This window comes from Bacillus sp. AFS017336, assembly GCF_002555445.1.
Lineage (GTDB): Bacteria > Bacillota > Bacilli > Bacillales > Bacillaceae_G > Gottfriedia.
The window spans coordinates 32,456-52,826 of sequence record NZ_NUCO01000023.1; the positions used below are offsets into that span (position 1 = coordinate 32,456).

Sequence of the window (20,371 nt, forward strand, 5' to 3'; positions counted from 1 at the left end):
AAACATTTTAAGGAGGAGCATTTTTTTTATGTCAATTGAGGTAGGCAGCAAAGTTAGTGGGAAAGTTACAGGTATTACAAATTTTGGTGCTTTTGTAGAGCTACCAGAAGGAGTAACTGGACTTGTTCACATTAGTGAAGTAGCTGACAACTATGTTAAAGATATTAACGAACATTTAAAAGTTGGCGATGAAGTCGAAGTAAAAGTAATCAATGTTGAGAAAGACGGTAAAATCGGCCTTTCAATTAAAAAAGCAAAAGAACGTCCACCGGTTAAAGAGGGAGAACGTGAGCAAAGACCTCGCACTAGCAGACCTTCATATGGAGGAAACAATGGTGGAAATCGTGGTAGAAGTCAAAACCGTTCAGATCAACGTCCAGTCAAAGAAACATTTGATCAAAAAATGAGTAAATTTTTAAAAGACAGTGAAGATCGTCTAGCTTCTTTAAAACGCAACACAGAATCTAAGCGTGGTGGCCGTGGAGCTCGTCGAGGTTAATTTACTACCTTGCTTGGACATAAATGCTTATATAGAACACGCACTCTTAATGGGTGCGTTTTTTGTATGAAAAAAACTATAAAATAAAATATGAAAAAACTGTTGACGGTCGATTGGTACCATGGTAAGATAAATCTTGTCGTTTAAAGATAATGGCGGTGTAGCTCAGCTGGCTAGAGCGTACGGTTCATACCCGTGAGGTCGGGGGTTCGACTCCCTCCGCCGCTACCATTCCCTTTGACGGCCCGTTGGTCAAGCGGTTAAGACACCGCCCTTTCACGGCGGTAACACGGGTTCGAGTCCCGTACGGGTCATCATCAAAAACGCCTGGTCTCTTTAAAAGAGGCTAGGCGTTTTTTTCTTTTCACTCCCACTTAACTTCTAAAAAAGAATCTCAAATCAATTAAGCTTTCCAGATCTAAACTATTTAAATCTATTCCCGCCCTTAACCTGATTTTTAATCCTGACCTTACTAGTTCTTAAAAACTGCCACTTTCGCTCTTAAACCTTTCTATCCCACATTTCGATTGACATAAAATTTAATAATTGCGTTTCTTTTACCCTATTAGAGAAATTATGCTGCTAGCTTTACTCATATTTTGTAAAACAGTTGTACGTAAAAGCTTTTTCCGTCGAAGAAAACTTTTTTTTACCTTTGTCATTTTGACATATTCCTTCAAATGGACAAGTTAAAATATGTTCAATAAACCAAATCGGATGAGGTGGAAATATGACGAAACTGGAAAGAGGATCTTCAAATTCTTCGGCTAGCTTGGTCCCTACTAACGGGTTTCAATCAGTTTTTCGGCAATCTTCTAAATCAATCAAGACTAAACTAGAAAAAGCATTTTTTGATTGGGGTCTTCTAATCTTTTTAACGGGATTTTTATTAGGGAGAGCGTTGATCTTATCGCATATTCTTCCGTTTGTCTTACCGTTTTTTGCTTCTGTTTATATGATGAAAAGAGAACGGACGGGAGTAGCGTTTGTCGCTCTTATGGTTGGTTCACTAACGGTGTCGATTGAAACGGTTAGTTATGCTTTTGCCACTGTTATCTTATTTTTTATCCTCAACATATTCTTTGCTAGAGTTAAACGACATTATATAGGTCTAGTACCTTTTCAAGTATTTTTATCAGTATTTATTAGTCACTTATTAATCGCATATGCTTTCCAACAAGAAGTACTAATGTATGATGTATTAATGGCTTCTGTGGAAGCAGGATTAAGTTTTATCCTAACAATGATCTTTTTCCAAAGTGTACCTTTACTAGCGATTCCTAAGAGAAAACAGCTTTTAGGTGTTGAAGAAATCGTGTGTTTAGTTATTCTTTTAGCTTCAGTTGTGACGGGGACAACTGACTGGTATATTCAAGATTTATCAATTCAGCATATCGTTACTAGATATATTGTTTTACTATTTGCCTTCGTAGCGGGAGGAACGGTAGGGTGTACAGTAGGAGTTGTAACGGGCCTAATATTAAGTCTAGCAAGTGTTTCAAGCTTATACCAAATGAGCTTATTAGCATTCTCTGGATTGCTAGGAGGCTTATTAAAAGAAGGTAAGAGATTAGGTGCAGCGGCTGGACTATTAATTGGGACATGCTTAATAAGTTTCTATGCAGAAAAGCAGTCTGATATTATCTTTTCAATTATTGAATCTGTCATTGCGATTGTATTATTCTTACTAACGCCATCTTTCCTATTAAAGCAATTAGCTAAACTAGTCCCGGGAACAGAGGAGCATTCTACAGATCAGCAGCAATATTTACGTAAAATCAGAGATTTGACTGCTAATCGTATTACACAATTCTCAAATGTGTTTGAAGCATTGTCTGCGAGCTTTTCACAGCCTAGTCAATTTGCACAAATTGAGGACGAATTGACTGATGAAGAACTATTTATTTGTAGCATTTCCAATAAATGCTGTAGTAGTTGTATGAAAAAAGATCATTGTTGGTCTAATAATGGAGACCGAACATATCAATACATGGAGAATATGATGCATTTAGTAGAAAAGGATCAGCTTATTAAGAACGGTCAATTTATGAGAGAATGGGAAAAATATTGCCAGCGTTCCTCTAAAATGGCGGATTTAATGAAGCAAGAGGTTTTCTATTTCCGTGCAAACCAAAGACTAAAAAAACAAGTTCAGGAGAGCAGAAGATTAGTAGCAGAGCAATTGCGTGGGGTATCGAAAGTAATGGTTGATTTTGCAAAAGAGATTCAACGAGAAAAAGAGAATCATCAATTGCAAGAGGATCAAATTCTACAGGCTTTATTAAACTTTGGTATTGATGTTAGCCAAGTTGAAATCTATAACCTAGAACAAGGAAACATTGATATTGATATTTTAATTCCTTTTGAAAATGAATATGGAGAGTGTCAAAAGTTAATTGCGCCAATACTATCTGATATTTTAAAGGAGACAATTGTCGTTTTAAAAGAAGAATCGGCAACAATTCCAAATGGAGGGAATTACTTAGTTACATTTGGTTCCGATAAGGCATTTGTTATTGAGACCGGAGTAGCAACAGCAGCTAAAGGTGGAGGATTTATATCTGGTGATGCTTTTAAAATAATGGATGTAGGAGCAGGGAAACAGGCCATCGCAATTAGTGATGGAATGGGTAATGGTGAACGTGCTCATATTGAAAGTAATGAGACATTAAAACTACTTCAAAAGATATTAAATTCAGGCATAGAGGAAACTGTCGCAATTAAATCTATTAATTCGATCCTTTCCTTACGTACTACTGAAGAGGTATTTGCTACGCTAGATTTGGCAATGGTAGATTTACATGATGCCTCAGCGAAATTCTTGAAAATTGGCTCTTCGCCAAGTTTTGTTAAACGAGGAAAGCAAGTTATAAAAATAGAAGGCAGTAATTTACCAATTGGCATCATTGATGAATTTGACGTAGAAGTTGTAAGTGAGCAACTTAAAGCTGGTGATTTATTGATTATGATGAGTGATGGAATTTTTGAAGGTCCTAGACATGTCGAAAACTATGAAATGTGGATGAAACGTAAAATTAGTGAACTTGAAACAGATGATCCGCAAGCAGTAGCAGAGTTATTACTTGAAGAGGTAATTCGATCAAATACAGGCGATATTAATGATGATATGACAGTCGTAGTTGCTGTTGTAAAGCGAAATATGCCTGAGTGGTCATCAATTGCATCATATAGTGCGATGGCTTAGTAAAATAAATTAAATAAAGGTTTATCCCCTCCCGTATTTGGACAAAATGGTAACAACTTTTATGCGGAGGGGATTTTAGTATGTATAAGGGAAAATTAAAGCAAATTTTATTAATTACAGATGGTTATTCAAATCATGGTGAAGATCCACTAGCTGTTTCAAGCCTGGCGCAAGAATATGGTATCACTGTCAATGTAATCGGAATTTTAGATGAAAATGTCCAAAATGGCGATGGATTGAAGGAAATTGAAGAAATTGCTAGAGCAGGTGGAGGAATTAGTCAGGTTGTTTATACGAAACAACTCTCACAAACTGTTCAAATGGTTACTAGAAAAGCAATGACACAAACAATTCAAGGGTTTGTTAATAAGGAATTAAAGCAAATTTTAGGCTCAAGTAATTCAATTGAATCACTACCTCCTTCAAAGCGAGAAGAAGTTTATGAGGTTGTAGAGGATATTGGAGAAACTGTAGGTTTAGAAGTTATTATTTTAGTAGATACGAGTGCTAGTATGAAAGATAAGCTAGAGACTGTTAAAGAATCATTATTTGATCTGCAAATTAGCTTAAACTCTAGAACTGGCGAAAATGCCTACTCGTTATTTATATTTCCCGGGAAACGTGACGATGTTGACAAGTTGTTAGACTGGACACCTAAATTAGAAAAGCTCAACACGATCTTTCCTAAATTAACAATGGGTGGTATGACTCCAACTGGTCCTGCGATTCGCGAAGCATTGAATTATTTTAACGAACAAAATTATGATAGAGGTAATAATGGTGATGATGAACAATCAATTGAATGGGCAGATTAGTCTAGCACCTGGGACTCTCATTACTGGAAAGTGGAATAAAAACCAATACGAAATTAAAAGTTTACTTGGAAATGGCGCTAATGGTACAGTTTATCTTGCTTCTGGGAAAAATGGCAATGTTGCCATTAAGCTGAGTAAGGATTCCACTAATATTACGAATGAAGTGAATGTACTAAAAAAAATCACACAGGTCCAGGATACTTTCCTTGGGCCTTCTTTTATCGATGTAGACGATTATGTAGATTCTGTATCAAGAGAATGCTACTACTTTTATGTAATGGAGTACGTAAATGGAGTTAGTTTACCAAAATTTATAGAGAGAAATGGAATTGAGTGGAGTAGTATATTTATCATTCAAGTGCTATCTCTATTAGATAAATTGCACCATAAGGGGTATATATTTGGGGATTTAAAAACTGATAATCTTCTAGTAACGAAAGAACCAAATAGAATCCAGTGGATTGACTTTGGAGGAGTTACCCAGATCGGACGAGCGGTTAAAGAGTTTACTGAGTTCTTTGATCGTGGTTACTGGGGGTTAGGAACTAGAAAAGCAGAAATCTCCTATGACTTATTTGCTGTGACAATGATTTTTATTCACCTGCATTGTAAAAAACAGTTCCTAAAGAACGGCCAAGGCATAAAGCAAATTGAACAAGTGATCGATCAAACACAGGCCCTTACTCCATATAAAGAGTTTCTGATGAGAGGGTTAAAAGGCGAGTATGTCAGTGCAAACGCAATGAAACAGGCGCTACTGATGTATGAACAAAAGATAAATGCTACAAAAAAGAAAAATAAAGTGCAACAAGCTACAGCGGCACAAAACAACTCGGTCAATCAAACGAGACAGTCAAAACAGCAAAACCAAGCAGCAAATCAATCAAGGCACTCCAAAAAACATAACCAAGCAGCAAATCAAACTACGCAATCAAAAAATCAGAATCAAATGCCTAACCAATCAACTCAGTCAAGATCGGCGAACAATGTGTACGTGAAGAAAAAGAAAAAAAGAAGTCATTGGTTCGAAACATCTACAATTCTATTATTAATGGGACTAGCATATGTTTTATATTTTTATTATCAGCTTTAAATCATAGTACTCCATGAATGGGAATGTTAACATATAGATATGAATTATACTTTCATTTAGGAGTATGGGTAAATGGTAACTAATCAATTAAAGGAATTTATAAAGAAAAATAATATTATTAGTGGCGGTAAAATTGTCATTGGTGTTTCCGGGGGCCCAGACTCGATGGCGTTGGCTCATGCTTTTTTATCAGTTAGAGATGAATACGATTTTACAATTATTCTTACACATGTGGATCATATGTTCAGAGGACAAGAGTCTCTAGATGATATGGAATACGTCAAGAATTGGTGCATTTTGAATAACGTACATTTTGAAGGTAAGAGCATAAATGTAAATCAGTATATCGAAGAAACGGGATTAAGTAGCCAATTAGCAGCGAGGGAATGTCGATATCGTTTTTTTGAAGAGATAATGATGAAATACCAAGCAGACTATTTAGCGCTCGGTCATCATGGAGAGGACCAAGTTGAAACAATTTTAATGCGATTAGTAAGAGGTAGCTCACCGATGGGCTACGCGGGAATTAGAGAAAAACGGCCGTTTAGTACAGGTGAAATTATTCGTCCATTTTTAGAACTGAGGAAGCACGACTTAATTACATATTGTCACGAAAAAAATATAATTCCAAGACAAGATCCAAGTAACGAGAAAGACGTATACACTAGAAACCGATTTAGACATCATCTATTACCTTTTATTTTTGAAGAAAATCCAACTGCACATAAACGATTCCAACACTTTAGTAGACAACAGATAGAAGATGAACTATATTTAATGGAATTAACTGAAGATGCAATGAATACAGTTATAAAACATAAACAAATACAAGCAGTCACGATTGATGTTAAACAGTTTTTAAATGTGCCTATATCTTTACAAAGAAGATGTATTCAACTAATATTAGAATATGTCTACCTATCTATACCTGAAGGCTTGACACAAGGGCATCTTAATTCAATTCTGACTTTATTACAAAATGAGAAATCCACATGGGAACAGCATTTACCTGAAGGACTTTTTGTCACACGCTCATATAATGAATGCACATTTACATTCGAGCAAGTGAATGTGAAGTATTATACTATTTCTATTAATGAGCCAGGCGTATATGAACTACCAAATGGTTTTTCGATTAAAGTTGAATTAAACAATCAATGTCTTGAACCAAAAAACGACACGTTTATTTGTTCTGCCAAGGATGTTTCTTTTCCACTCGTTGTTCGGAATCGAAAGAATGGTGATCGAATGTCATTAAAGGGTATGAATGGGTCAAAAAAGTTAAAAGATATATTTATTGATGAAAAAATGAAACAATCATTACGTGATGAATGGCCAATAATTACGGATAGTCAAAATAATATATTATGGGTACCTTTCGTAAAAAAATCTGTATATGAAAGAAATTTTTCGACAGATGAGTCACTCATTGCAATACAGGTGGTTTCTAAGAGTTTCTAGGAGGAAAAGATGAAACAAGACATTCAACAAGTATTAGTAAGTGAAGAGGCAATTCAACAAAAGGTAATAGAATTAGGCGCAGTACTAACAGAAGAGTACAAAGAACGCTTTCCATTAGTAGTAGGTGTTTTAAAAGGAGCTCTTCCGTTCATGTCTGATCTGATCAAGCATATTGATACATATATCGAAATTGATTTTATGGATGTTTCTAGTTATGGACATAGCACAGTTTCTTCTGGTGAAGTTAAAATTGTGAAAGATTTAAATACTTCTGTAGAAGGAAGAGATGTCATCATTCTAGAAGATATTATTGATAGCGGTCTTACTTTAAACTATTTAGTTGAACTATTTAAACATCGAAAAGCTAATACAGTTAAAATCGTAACTTTATTAGATAAGCCAAGTGGACGTAAAGCAAATATTGAGGCTGATTTAGTTGGCTTCGAAGTACCTGATGCTTTCGTAGTAGGATATGGTTTAGATTATATTGAACGTTATCGAAATCTGCCGTATGTTGGCGTTTTAAAGCCTGAGGTATACACGAAATAAGTCAAGTTTTATTCGTTTGTTTACATAGTATAACTATGCTACTATATAAAGTAATTAAATCGAAAGAGAGGAGGTTTGGAATTGAATCGAATTTTCCGTAATACAGTCTTTTACATATTAATCTTCTTAGTTGTGATCGGTGTTGTTACATATTTCAATGGGCCAGAATCTCAAGTTAAGAAAGTAAGTTACGATACATTTTATACTAAGTTACAAAGTGGAGATGTTAGCAGCTTAACATCTATCCAACCTAAAAATGGAGTGTACATAGTAAGAGGTCACTTTACAGATGTAAAAAAAGGCGAATCTTTCCAAACTCAAGTACCAATTAGTGACGAAACGACAAAAATAGTTAACAAAGCGGTTGCTGACTATAAAATCAAGGCTAATTGGGATCCAGCTGAAACGACAAGTGCATGGGTGCAAATCTTCACTTCACTCATTCCATTTGTAATTATTTTCATTCTATTCTTCTTCTTAATGAATCAAGCACAAGGTGGCGGAAGCCGTGTTATGAACTTTGGGAAGAGCAAAGCTCGTCTTTATAATGATGAGAAAAAGAAAGTACGATTTAAAGATGTTGCAGGTGCAGATGAAGAGAAACAAGAACTTGTTGAAGTTGTAGAGTTCTTAAAAGATCCTCGTAAATTTGCTGAGTTAGGTGCAAGAATACCTAAAGGGGTACTTTTAGTAGGACCTCCTGGAACAGGTAAAACATTATTAGCAAGAGCTGTTGCTGGGGAAGCTGGAGTTCCATTCTTCTCAATCAGTGGTTCTGATTTCGTTGAAATGTTTGTTGGGGTTGGTGCTTCTCGTGTTCGTGATTTATTCGAAAATGCGAAGAAAAACGCTCCATGTATCATATTTATAGATGAAATCGATGCTGTAGGTCGTCAACGTGGTGCCGGTTTAGGTGGAGGTCACGATGAGCGTGAACAAACATTAAACCAATTACTTGTTGAAATGGATGGTTTCGGTGCTAACGAAGGTATTATTATCATCGCAGCAACAAACCGTGCTGATGTATTAGACCCAGCGTTATTACGTCCAGGTCGTTTTGACCGACAAATCACTGTTGATCGCCCTGATGTAATCGGACGTGAAGCGGTATTAAAAGTTCATTCAAGAAATAAACCATTGTCTCCAGAGGTAGACTTGAAGGCTATTGCTCAAAGAACACCTGGATTCTCTGGTGCAGACTTAGAGAATTTATTAAACGAAGCGGCATTAGTAGCTGCTCGTCGTGATAAAAAGAAAATCGATATGCTTGATATTGATGAAGCAACGGATCGTGTAATTGCTGGTCCTGCTAAGAAAAATAAAGTTATATCTGAAAAAGAGCGTAAAATTGTTGCATTCCATGAAGCTGGACACGTGGTTATAGGCCAAGTATTAGACGATGCTGAAGTGGTGCACAAAGTTACAATCGTACCTCGTGGTCAAGCTGGCGGATATGCTGTTATGCTTCCAAAAGAAGATCGATACTTTATGACGAAACCAGAATTACTTGATAAAATTGCAGGTCTACTTGGTGGACGTGTAGCTGAAGAAGTAGTATTTGGTGAAGTAAGCACTGGAGCTCATAACGACTTCCAACGCGCGACAGGTATTGCTCGCCGAATGGTTACAGAGTTTGGTATGAGTGATAAATTAGGTCCACTTCAATTTGGTCAATCTCAAGGTGGAAATGTATTCCTTGGTAGAGACTTTAACAATGAGCAAAATTACAGTGATAAGATTGCTTATGAAATCGATGTGGAAATCCAAACAATTATTAAAGAGTGTTATGCAAAAGCGACGGATATTATCAAGGAAAACCGCGATAAACTGGATCTGCTTGCAAACACATTATTAGAAGTTGAAACATTAGATGCAAAAGGAATTAATAGTCTTTGGAACCAAGGTACACTTCCTCCATCTCCAACTTCAAATGATGAGATTAAGGTCAACATCTCTAAAAAAGATGATCAACCAACTGAACCGAAAATCACTGAATAATAGTAAAGAGTGTCTTCCAAGACACTCTTTCTTTTGTTTATCGGTATTAATAGCGTTATAAAAGCTCTTTCGATTTTATTTCAGGCTTTCATTAATCCAGCTCTGAAATAGGAGTCATCTATTTTTAAACTACGAACAACTTGTGTTATCATTATTTTTATAGTGATAAAAAATGTACTTGAAACTAAAAATATAAAAAGTTTAATTTTCGAAATGGAGAGACGATGGATTATGTTATTTGTAATCGATGTAGGTAATACAAATACCGTTTTAGGTGTTTACCAAGAAGATGAGTTAATACATCACTGGAGAATTGAAACGAACCGATATAAAACAGAAGATGAGTATGGTATGATGATTGGTTCCTTACTTGAATATGCAGGGATCGAATTCGATGAGTTTCATGCAGTCATTATTTCATCAGTTGTTCCACCAATTATGTTTTCATTGGAGAGAATGGCTACGAAGTATTTCAAACAAAAACCACTAATCGTAGGTCCTGGTATAAAAACAGGTTTAAACATAAAGTATGATAATCCGAAAGAAGTAGGAGCTGACCGAATTGTTAATGCGGTTGCTGGTATAGCACAATACGGAAGTCCGCTTATCATTGTAGACTTTGGAACGGCTACTACATATTGTTATATAGATGAAAATAAAAATTATATCGGCGGTGCCATAGCACCAGGGATTAATATTTCAACAGAGGCACTTTATACAAAGGCTTCAAAATTACCTCGTATTGAACTTTCGAGACCGTCTAATATTGTAGGACGTACAACTGTAGAGGCAATGCAAGTAGGAATTCTTTATGGTTACGTAGGACAAGTTGAAGGTATAGTAAAACGAATGAAAGCTCAAGCGAAAGTAGAACCTACTGTTATAGCGACAGGTGGCCTAGCATCATTAATATCTAAGGAATCAGATATTATTGATATAATGGACCCGTATCTAACGTTAAAAGGTCTGCATTTAATATATAAACGAAATTCTTAAAAAGGGGTATATCATGAAGGATTATTTAGTAAAAGCATTAGCTTTTAACGGTGAAGTCCGTGCATATAGTGTGAGATCAACTAATATCGTAAGAGAAGCTCAGGAGCGTCATGATACGTGGAAAGATGCTTCAGCTGCACTAGGTCGTACCCTAACGGCTGCCGCGATGATGGGTGCAATGTTAAAGGGTGAGGAAAAATTAACATTAAAGGTTGAGGGGAATGGCCCCCTTGGCTATATTCTTGCTGACAGTAATGCAAAAGGTGAAGTACGTGGATTCGTATTGAATCCTCATGTTCAATCCGAACGTAACAAACACGGAAAAATTGACGTTGCTAAAGCTGTTGGTACTGTAGGTACAATCTCTGTTGCTAAAGATATTGGTATGAGAGAGCCATTTACAGGGGCAGTGCCGATTGTGTCAGGTGAACTTGGTGAAGACTTTACTTATTATTTTGCTGTATCTGAACAAACTCCTTCATCTGTAGGTGTAGGTGTATTAGTAAATCCAGATCATTCAATTTTAGCAAGTGGTGGGTTTATTATTCAAATCCTACCAGGTGCTAGTGATGAATGTATCACAAAGATAGAAAACCGATTAAAATCAATTAAGCCAGTGTCTACACTAATTGAAGAGGGGCTTTCTCCGGAAGAAATACTATATGAAGTATTAGGGAAGGAAGAAGTTAAAGTATTGGAGACAATGGATGTTAAATTCCAATGCCAATGTTCAAGAGAAAGAATTGAAGGTGCTCTTTTAAGTGTAGGAAAACATGAATTACAATTAATGCTAGAAGAGGACGGAGAGGCAGAAGTTAAGTGTCATTTTTGTAATGAGCCTTATCACTTCACTGGCGAGCAACTACAAGGATTAATTAACCAATTGTAGGTGAAGAACGAAGAATTTGTCGAACTTTCTTTTCATAATTAATGATGATATTCATACAAGTTATGTATAGAAGAAAGTAATTGACAGATTCTTTTGTTTTTAACATAATGTATATTAAACAGGTCAATATACTAGGAATTAGGAGTGGATGAAATGAAAGTTGCAAATTCAGTATACGAATTAATCGGTAGAACTCCAATCGTTAAACTTAACAGATTAGTAGATGAAAACAGCGCGGATGTTTACTTAAAATTAGAGTTTATGAATCCTGGTAGTAGTGTTAAAGATCGTATTGCTCTTGCTATGATTGAGGATTCTGAGAAAAAGGGTTTAATTAAACCTGGCGATACAATTATCGAACCAACTAGTGGAAACACTGGAATTGGTTTAGCGATGGTAGCAGCTGCAAAAGGATATAAATCAATACTAGTAATGCCTGAAACAATGAGTATTGAAAGAAGAAATCTTTTACGTGCTTACGGTGCCGAACTAGTGTTAACCCCCGGACCTGAAGGAATGGGTGGAGCGATTCGTAAAGCAGACGAACTAGCAAAAGAAAATGGCTACTTCGTTCCACAACAATTTAATAATGCTGCAAACCCAGAAGTTCACCGTTTAACAACTGGTCCAGAAATCGTTGAACAAATGGGCGATCAGCTTGATGCGTTTATTTCAGGTGTTGGTACTGGAGGAACGATCTCTGGTGCAGGATCTGTTTTAAAAGAAGCTTATCCTGGCATTAAAATTATTGCTGTTGAGCCTGTAGATTCTCCTGTACTATCTGGAGGTAAACCAGGTCCTCATAAAATTCAAGGTATCGGAGCAGGATTTATTCCTGAAACTCTTGATACTGAAATTTATGATGAAATTATTCAAATTAATAATGATGATGCAATGGAGACAGCTAGAAATGTAGCAAAAGCAGAAGGGTTACTTGTAGGAATATCATCAGGTGCTGCAATTAGTGCTGCGCTGCAAGCTGCTAAAAAACTTGGAAAAGGTAAAAAGGTACTTGCGATTATTCCGAGTAATGGGGAACGTTATTTAAGTACAGCTTTATTTCAATTTGAATAAATAATACGATCATTTTTTAAAATCCCTTTGCTTTGTGCAAGGGATTTTTTATTTTTCCATAAAATGCTTTGATGTATAGTTCTTACTTTTTGTGTAAAATGAAAAAAGAAGCGCTATCAGAGGGGGATATTTACGTGAATTATGAAATCTTTTCAAAAGTAATCAATTATACAACACCTTTCTTTAAACACTTTGTAGAAACGGCAAAAGAGAAAAAGAATGCCGTACTACTTGAAAGCGGTCGAGACGGGCAATATTCAATCATGGCATCAAATCCTATTGCGAAGTTATACGGTAAGAATAATAAATTAATGATAGAAGAAGAAAAAGGGAAAGTCGAATATACAGGAAATCCAATCGACTTAGCTAAAAAGTATTTATCTAATTACACAGTGGAAAAAAGAGATGACCTACCACCATTTCAAGGCGGGGCAATTGGTTATTTCACATATGATTGTAATCACTATATTGAGGAACTACCATCGTTAACCGAAGATGTATATAACATACCAGATGTTTATCTTTTAATTTTTCATGAAGTAATTATTTTTGACCATCAAAAAAATGAACTATATTTTATCGTATTAGATGAATCGGAAAATGCACAAAAAGCACAGGGACGTTTAGAGTCACTTGAAGAATTCTTCATACATGAAGTGGAAAATATAGATATAACTAAACAAACTTCGAAAACGGAAGTGGAAAAAACAATTTACATGTCCGAACAAAAATTTACAGATGCAGTTGGAAATGTAAAAGAATATATCAGTGCAGGAGATGTATTCCAAGTGAATTTATCAGTACTGCAGTCTGAGACATTAGTTACAGATCCTCTTTATATTTATGAACAGCTTAGAGAGATTAACCCATCACCATATATGTCGTATTTAGACTTCGAAGAATTTCAAATCGTAAGTTGCTCTCCTGAGTTATTAGTCGCAAAGCGTGATCAAGAAGTTTGGACAAGGCCGATTGCGGGTACTAGATCACGTGGTAATACAATTGAAGAAGAGCAACAGTTAATGGAAGAATTACGTTCAAATGAAAAAGAACAAGCTGAGCATATTATGCTAGTTGATTTAGAGCGTAATGACTTAGGTAGAGTATGTGAATATGGAACAGTTGAAGTAGACGAATTATTAGTTATTGAAAAATATTCACACGTAATGCATCTTGTTTCAAATGTAAGAGGGAAATTGCAAAAGGACAAAGATTCATTTGATTTATTAAAAGCGGTATTCCCTGGCGGAACAATTACTGGGGCACCTAAAATACGCACAATGGAAATCATCGAGGAACTAGAACCAACTAAACGCGGTATTTATACAGGGTCAGTTGGATGGATTGGCTTTACTGGTGATATGGAACTAAATATTACGATTCGAACGATGATTACAAAAGACGAGCAAGCGTATGTACAAGCAGGCGCTGGTATCGTAATCGATTCTAATCCGAAACACGAGTATTTAGAAAGCCTAAAAAAAGCTCAAGCTTTATGGACAGCTAAGAAAGTAAGTGAAGAAAAAGCTAAGTTGGGTGGTAATGTAAAATGATATTAATGATTGATAACTATGATTCATTTACCTATAATCTTGTTCAATATCTAGGTGAATTAGGAGAAGAGTTACTTGTAAAGCGAAATGATGAAATTACATTGGATGAAATTGAAGAGTTAAATCCTTCTTACTTAATGATTTCACCTGGTCCTTGTACACCGAATGAAGCTGGAATCAGTTTAAAAGCAATTGAACACTTTGCTGGGAAAATACCGATTTTAGGTGTTTGTTTAGGTCACCAATCAATCGCTCAAGTATTTGGAGGAGATGTAGTACGCGCTGAACGCTTAATGCACGGAAAAACATCGGCGATTACGCATGAAGGTCTAGGGTTATTTAGTGACTTACCATCACCGATTGATGTGACGAGATACCACTCTTTAATTGTTAAGAAAGAGACATTCCCTAAAGAACTTGAAGTAACTGCATGGACAAATGAAGGAGAGATTATGGCTTTAAAACATAAGTCATTACCAATAGAAGGCGTACAGTTTCATCCGGAATCAATTATGTCGCAGTTCGGTAAAGAAATGCTTAGAAACTTCCTAAATGCATACAAACCATCTAGGAGTACAATATGAAAATTTATTACAATGGAGAATTCTTAAATGACAATGAAGTGAAGATTTCTCCATATGATCATGGTTTTTTATATGGCTTAGGTGTATTTGAAACATTTAGAATCTATAACGGACATCCATTCTTGTTGTTTGATCATTTAAAACGCTTAAGAAAGTCGCTAACGAATTTAAGCATTGAATGGAATCAATCGGACGAGGAAATACAATCAGTTTTAAGTAAGTTAATGGAGCTAAATGATTTAAAAGATGCTTATATCCGTTTGAATGTTTCAGCGGGGGCAGGAGAAATCGGTCTATATACGGGGAATTATACAAAACCAAATACGATTATTTTTATTAAACCTATGCATGAAAGTAAGATTGTGGAGAAGGAAGGGGTAATTTTAAATACCCCTCGAAACTCTCCCGAGGGCAGAGAACGTTTAAAGTCGCATCATTATTTAAATAATATTATTGGGAAAAAAGAAATCGGCAATTCACCAAGCATAGAAGGAATTTTCTTAAATAAAGATGGTTATCTTTCAGAAGGAATTGTCTCAAATTTGTTCTTTATTAAACAAAATAAACTATACACGCCACATGTTGATACAGGAATATTGAATGGTATAACGAGGCAATTTGTAATCCATTGGGCAAAATTAAAAGGTGTTTCAGTTGAGGAAGGCTATTTTACAGAGCAAGAGTTGAACAAAGCGGATGAAATATTCATCTCAAACTCGATTCAAGAAATTATTCCTGTTACAGTAATTGGCGAGCGTTACTATAATGTTAGTGAAAGTAGTATCATTAGAGATTTGCAGAAAGATTATCAAGCTTATCGTAATTCTTTATTATGTATGAATGAAATGGAAAGAAGTGAACTAACTTGAGAAGAGCAACAAAACCGTTGATTTGTGGAGACTATTCATTACCAATTCAGAATGAGACGATTGTGATGGGTATTTTAAATATGACACCAGACTCTTTTTCTGATGGTGGTCGATATAATGAAATTGAATTAGCGATAAAGCGTGCAAAGAAATTAATTGCAGATGGAGCAAAAATTATTGATGTTGGCGGAGAATCAACAAGACCTGGAGCTGCCATAGTTGATGAGGAAGAGGAATTAAAAAGGGTAGTTCCTATTATTAAAGCTTTGTCGACGGAAATTAATGTTCCGATTTCAATAGATACATATAAATCTGAAGTAGCTAAACAAGCTGTTGAAGCAGGAGCTACAATCATTAATGATGTTTGGGGTGCGAAGAAAGACCCTAAAATCGCAGAAGTTGCGGCAGCATACAATGTTCCAATTTGCTTAATGCATAATCGAACTGACGAAAATTATTATAGTTTGATGAGTGATGTTGTCTGTGATCTAGTTGAAAGTATTCAAATTGCAAAGCGCGCAGGTGTAAAGGATGAAATGATTATATTGGATCCTGGTGTCGGTTTCGCGAAATCTGCTGAGCAAAATTTAGAAGTTTTAAATCAGATGGAACAAATCAAAGCATTGGATTATCCAGTGTTACTTGGTACGTCACGAAAAAGATTTATTGGAGAAGTTCTTGGTACGGATGTGCATGAGCGGATGGAAGGAACCGGTGCAACAGTTTGTTTAGGCATTACGAAAGGATGTGAAATTGTACGAGTACATGATGTACTAGCAATTTCTCGTATGACTAAAATGATGGATGCAATGTTAAAGATTGGAGTAAATAATGGATAAAATTTATGTAACTGGTATGAAATTTTATGGATACCATGGTGTCTTTAAAGAAGAGAAAACATTGGGCCAACGATTTAATGTTGATTTAATTGTCGAATTAGATACAAAAAAAGCAGGAGAAACAGATGATTTGGCGTATTCAGTAAGTTACGCAGACTTATTTAAAACATGTGAGGAAGTTGTTCAAGGTAAGTCTTATGATTTGGTTGAATCTGTAGCTGAAGAAATTGCTAAACAAATATTAAATACATACGAATTAATCCAACAATGTACTGTAAAAGTGATAAAACCAGACCCGCCAATACCAGGACATTATGATTTCGTAGCAGTTGAGATAACAAGAGGTCGCATATGAAAAATGAGTCGTATTTAAGTTTAGGAACGAATATAGGCGATCGAGAAGGATTTCTTACAAAGGCCATTAAGGAATTAGTGGAGCATTCCGATATTCAAGTAGAACAAATATCTTCTATATACGAAACGGACCCGGTTGGTTACGTAGACCAAGATCCGTTTTTGAATCTAGTCATTAAAATTTCTACCAATTTGACTCCACTACAATTACTTGATGTTACTCAAGGAATCGAAAATAGTCTTGGTAGAAAAAGGGAATTGCGTTGGGGTCCTAGGACTATAGACCTTGACATTTTACTCTTTAATCACGAGAATATAGAAGTTGAGAACCTAAGAATACCGCACCCTAGAATGTTTGAAAGAAGCTTTGTATTAATCCCTTTAAACGAAATAAACCAATCATTGGAGATTGAAACTAAATTTTTAGAGGATAAAGGAGTTCGATTATGGAAGCTGAAAAGTGGGGGAGACGGATTAGGGCTTTTAGAAAATTAAAAGGTTACACCCAAGAAGGCTTTGCGAAAGATCTTGGCGTTTCTGTTTCGGTACTAGGTGAAGTAGAGCGAGGAAATCGTATGCCAACTGAACAGTTTTTGCATGATTGCGCAAAACAGTTAAAAGTAAGTGTTGAGGAATTATCAATATAGATGGTTAAAGTATTGTAAGAAGGAGGATGGGATGTGCTTAAAATTGGTGACATCGAGATGAAAAATCCCGTCGTATTAGCGCCGATGGCCGGAGTTTGTAATTCAGCCTTCCGTCTAACTGTAAAAGAGTTTGGTGCAGGTTTAGTATGCGCAGAAATGGTAAGTGATAAAGCAATTCTTAACAATAACAAGAGAACGTTAGAGATGCTTTATATGGATGAACGAGAAAAGCCATTAAGCTTACAAATTTTTGGTGGCGAAAAGTCTTCGCTAGTTGAAGCTGCTAAGTATGTTGATGAAAACACGAATGCAGATATTATAGATATTAACATGGGGTGTCCCGTCCCAAAGATTACAAAAGTAGACGCTGGAGCTAAATGGCTATTAGACCCAAATAAGATTCATGAGATGGTCTATGCTGTAGCACAGAATGTAAGTAAGCCAGTTACGGTTAAAATGCGTCTTGGTTGGGACGACGACCACATTTACGTTGTAGACAATGCAAAAGCAGTAGAAGCAGCGGGCGGTAAAGCTGTAGCCATTCATGGTCGCACACGCTATCAAATGTACGAAGGAAAATCTGATTGGAGCTGGATTAAAGAGGTTAAAAGTCAGGTTTCGATTCCTGTAATCGGTAATGGTGATGTAGAGACTCCTCAGGATGCTAAACGTATGTTAGATGAAACTGGCTGCGATGGTGTAATGATCGGTCGCGCTGCATTAGGAAACCCATGGATGATTTACCGTACAGTTAAGTATTTGGAATCTGGTATATTAATGCCAGAACCAGCCGCGCGTGAAAAAATTGATGTATGTCTATTGCATTTAGACCGATTAATTGATTTGAAAAATGAACATGTAGCTGTATTGGAAATGAGAAAACATGCAGCTTGGTATTTAAAAGGCTTGAAAGGTACTGCATTAGTACGCAACCAAATTAACGAGGCTAGCACTCGTGCTCAAATGGTTGAACTATTAATGGCGTACGTAAATGAAGTTGAAACAAAAATGGAAGCTGCCCAAGCTTTGTAAGTTTGACAGGTTTCGCTTGACAAAATATAATAAGTTATAGTAAACAAAACTGCCAGATCGAATTACTGGCAGTTTTTCTATTAAATTCATATTGTATTTAAATACTTAAAATAGCGTGGAGTTGAGAAAATGAGTCACGAAGAATTAAATGATCAGGCCCTAATACGTAGGGAGAAATTAAAAACACTTGAAGGAAAAGGTATCGATCCATTCGGTAAAAAATTTGTGCGCACACATTCATCAAATGATTTATTAGCACAATTTGATCAATTTTCTAAAGAAGAATTAGAAGAAAAAGCAATTGTTGTATCTTTTGCAGGTCGAGTAATGACTAAACGTGGAAAAGGTAAAGCTGGATTTGCACATGTTCAAGATTTAAATGGACAAGTTCAAATCTATGTACGTAAAGATGCTGTAGGCGAAGAGCAATATGAAATCTTTGATATTACTGACTTAGGTGATATTGTTGGGGTTTCTGGTGTGGTATTTAAAACAAATGTAGGAGAATTATCTATTAAAGTTAAAGAATATACTTTCCTATCGAAAGCGTTATTACCACTTCCTGATAAATTCCATGGTCTACAAGACGTTGAACAACGCTACCGCCAAAGATACTTAGACTTAATGAATATGGATAGCCGTCAGACTTTTATTGCACGTAGCAAGATTATCCAATCTATGAGACGCTATTTAGATGACCAAGGTTATTTAGAAGTAGAAACACCTATGCTACATGCAATTGCAGGTGGAGCTTCTGCAAGACCGTTTATCACACATCATAACGCGCTTGATATGGAATTATATATGCGTATTGCTATTGAGCTACACTTAAAACGATTAATCGTTGGTGGATTAGAAAAGGTTTATGAAATCGGTCGTGTATTCCGTAATGAAGGTATTTCTACTCGTCATAACCCTGAATTTACGATGATTGAGCTATATGAAGCTTATGCTGACTATGCTGATATTATGGAGCTAACTGAAAATCTAATTGCACATATAGCTAAAGAAGTTTTAGGTACTACTACTATTCCATATGGCGAGTACACTGTAAACTTAGAGCCAAAATGGACTAGACTTCATATGGTAGATGCTATTAAAGAAGCTTGTGGAGTAGATTTCTGGCCTGAAATGTCAGTTGAACAAGCAAGAGCATATGCTAAAGAACATAATGTAGAAATTAATGCGAATATGTCTGTAGGTCATATTATTAACGAATTCTTTGAGCAAAAAGTAGAAGAAACGTTAATTCAACCAACTTTCATTTACGGCCACCCAGTTGAAATTTCACCGCTAGCGAAAAAGAATGCAGACGATCCGCGTTTTACTGATCGTTTTGAATTATTTATCGTAGCACGTGAACATGCTAATGCATTTACAGAGTTAAACGATCCAATTGATCAAAAAGAACGTTTTGAAGCACAGCTTAAAGAACGTGAACTTGGTAATGACGAAGCTCATATGATGGATGATGATTACATCGAAGCATTAGAGCATGGTATGCCACCAACTGGTGGTCTAGGAATTGGTATAGACAGATTAGTTATGTTATTAACTAACTCTCCTTCAATTCGTGACGTTCTATTATTCCCGTTAATGAGACATAAATAAATAAGTTGAAAAGCTGGCTAAAAGAGTACTTTTAAGCCAGCTTTTTTTATGTTTTGATGTATCTTTTTAGAAGAATAAGGACATCATTTATTTATTGGAATCTGATTATAAATATCAGAATAAAAAGAATTTAAATTTACCTATTGTATTTTGTTTTTATAGGTGGTATATTATTAAACGTTGTCACGTTAATACGAAACAACAACGAAAAAAACTTTTAAAAAAACATTGACAACATTCGAAAGAAAATGTTAAGATGTTTAAGTCGCCTCAGAGCGACAAGGTGAACTTTGAAAACTAAAC

The 20,371-nt window shown here is 35.8% G+C and carries 19 protein-coding genes and 2 tRNA genes; all 21 read left to right on the plus strand.

From position 1 onward, the window contains the following. Positions 1-28: 28 nt before the first annotated feature. Positions 29-499, plus strand: a complete 471-nt coding sequence (locus tag CN601_RS14225) for a S1 domain-containing RNA-binding protein (RefSeq protein WP_098117912.1) — start codon at positions 29-31, stop codon at positions 497-499. A 154-nt stretch (positions 500-653) separates the two neighbouring features. After that, positions 654-730, plus strand: a tRNA-Met gene (locus CN601_RS14230). Between the two features lie 11 nt (positions 731-741). Continuing rightward, a tRNA-Glu gene (locus CN601_RS14235) sits at positions 742-813 on the plus strand. 416 nt (positions 814-1,229) lie between these two features. Next, positions 1,230-3,704 (plus strand): stage II sporulation protein E, encoded by a 2,475-nt coding sequence (gene spoIIE / locus CN601_RS14240; protein ID WP_098117913.1) that lies wholly within the window; start codon positions 1,230-1,232, stop codon positions 3,702-3,704. Between the two features lie 80 nt (positions 3,705-3,784). After that, a complete protein-coding gene (locus tag CN601_RS14245; protein ID WP_098117914.1) occupies positions 3,785-4,519 on the plus strand; it encodes a VWA domain-containing protein in 735 nt (244 codons plus the stop codon). Next, positions 4,488-5,612 (plus strand): protein kinase domain-containing protein, encoded by a 1,125-nt coding sequence (locus CN601_RS14250; RefSeq protein ID WP_098171404.1) that lies wholly within the window; start codon positions 4,488-4,490, stop codon positions 5,610-5,612. The genes CN601_RS14245 and CN601_RS14250 overlap by 32 nt, the downstream gene beginning before the upstream one ends. 72 nt (positions 5,613-5,684) lie before the next feature. After that, positions 5,685-7,073 (plus strand): tRNA lysidine(34) synthetase TilS, encoded by a 1,389-nt coding sequence (tilS, locus tag CN601_RS14255; RefSeq protein ID WP_098171396.1) that lies wholly within the window; start codon positions 5,685-5,687, stop codon positions 7,071-7,073. Between the two features lie 9 nt (positions 7,074-7,082). Then, positions 7,083-7,622, plus strand: a complete 540-nt coding sequence (gene hpt, locus CN601_RS14260; protein WP_098117916.1) for a hypoxanthine phosphoribosyltransferase — start codon at positions 7,083-7,085, stop codon at positions 7,620-7,622. A gap of 81 nt (positions 7,623-7,703) precedes the next feature. Then, positions 7,704-9,620, plus strand: a complete 1,917-nt coding sequence (gene ftsH, locus CN601_RS14265; RefSeq protein ID WP_098171397.1) for an ATP-dependent zinc metalloprotease FtsH — start codon at positions 7,704-7,706, stop codon at positions 9,618-9,620. 231 nt (positions 9,621-9,851) lie between these two features. Beyond that, positions 9,852-10,616 carry a type III pantothenate kinase gene (locus CN601_RS14270; RefSeq protein ID WP_098117918.1) on the plus strand — a complete coding sequence of 255 codons (765 nt, stop codon included), beginning with the start codon at positions 9,852-9,854 and terminating at the stop codon, positions 10,614-10,616. A 13-nt stretch (positions 10,617-10,629) separates the two neighbouring features. After that, a complete protein-coding gene (hslO, locus tag CN601_RS14275) occupies positions 10,630-11,505 on the plus strand; it encodes an Hsp33 family molecular chaperone HslO (RefSeq protein WP_098171398.1) in 876 nt (291 codons plus the stop codon). A gap of 153 nt (positions 11,506-11,658) precedes the next feature. Next, positions 11,659-12,579 (plus strand): cysteine synthase A, encoded by a 921-nt coding sequence (cysK, locus tag CN601_RS14280; protein WP_098117920.1) that lies wholly within the window; start codon positions 11,659-11,661, stop codon positions 12,577-12,579. A gap of 134 nt (positions 12,580-12,713) precedes the next feature. Beyond that, complete coding sequence (locus CN601_RS14285) at positions 12,714-14,132, plus strand: anthranilate synthase component I family protein (RefSeq protein ID WP_257131714.1); 1,419 nt, start codon at positions 12,714-12,716, stop codon at positions 14,130-14,132. After that, the gene (gene pabA / locus CN601_RS14290) at positions 14,129-14,716 is read left to right on the plus strand and encodes an aminodeoxychorismate/anthranilate synthase component II (RefSeq protein ID WP_098117921.1); all 588 of its coding nucleotides are present in this window, start codon (positions 14,129-14,131) and stop codon (positions 14,714-14,716) included. The genes CN601_RS14285 and pabA overlap by 4 nt, the downstream gene beginning before the upstream one ends. Further along, positions 14,713-15,585 (plus strand): aminodeoxychorismate lyase, encoded by an 873-nt coding sequence (gene pabC, locus CN601_RS14295; RefSeq protein ID WP_098171399.1) that lies wholly within the window; start codon positions 14,713-14,715, stop codon positions 15,583-15,585. The genes pabA and pabC overlap by 4 nt, the downstream gene beginning before the upstream one ends. A gap of 65 nt (positions 15,586-15,650) precedes the next feature. Further along, entirely contained in the window at positions 15,651-16,424 is a 774-nt protein-coding gene (gene folP / locus CN601_RS14300) for a dihydropteroate synthase (protein WP_098117932.1), read from the plus strand. Beyond that, positions 16,417-16,779, plus strand: a complete 363-nt coding sequence (gene folB, locus CN601_RS14305; RefSeq protein WP_098117923.1) for a dihydroneopterin aldolase — start codon at positions 16,417-16,419, stop codon at positions 16,777-16,779. The genes folP and folB overlap by 8 nt, the downstream gene beginning before the upstream one ends. Continuing rightward, on the plus strand, positions 16,776-17,273 hold the full coding sequence (gene folK, locus CN601_RS14310) for a 2-amino-4-hydroxy-6-hydroxymethyldihydropteridine diphosphokinase (RefSeq protein ID WP_098171400.1): 498 nt from the start codon (positions 16,776-16,778) through the stop codon (positions 17,271-17,273). Before folB ends, folK begins: the two co-directional genes overlap by 4 nt. Next, positions 17,225-17,425 (plus strand): helix-turn-helix domain-containing protein, encoded by a 201-nt coding sequence (locus CN601_RS14315; protein WP_098117925.1) that lies wholly within the window; start codon positions 17,225-17,227, stop codon positions 17,423-17,425. Before folK ends, CN601_RS14315 begins: the two co-directional genes overlap by 49 nt. A gap of 33 nt (positions 17,426-17,458) precedes the next feature. After that, positions 17,459-18,457: a tRNA dihydrouridine synthase DusB gene (gene dusB, locus CN601_RS14320; RefSeq protein WP_098171401.1), complete on the plus strand. Its 999-nt coding sequence runs from the start codon at positions 17,459-17,461 to the stop codon at positions 18,455-18,457. 129 nt (positions 18,458-18,586) lie between these two features. Further along, positions 18,587-20,068, plus strand: a complete 1,482-nt coding sequence (lysS, locus tag CN601_RS14325) for a lysine--tRNA ligase (protein ID WP_098171402.1) — start codon at positions 18,587-18,589, stop codon at positions 20,066-20,068. Positions 20,069-20,371: the final 303 nt, after the last annotated feature.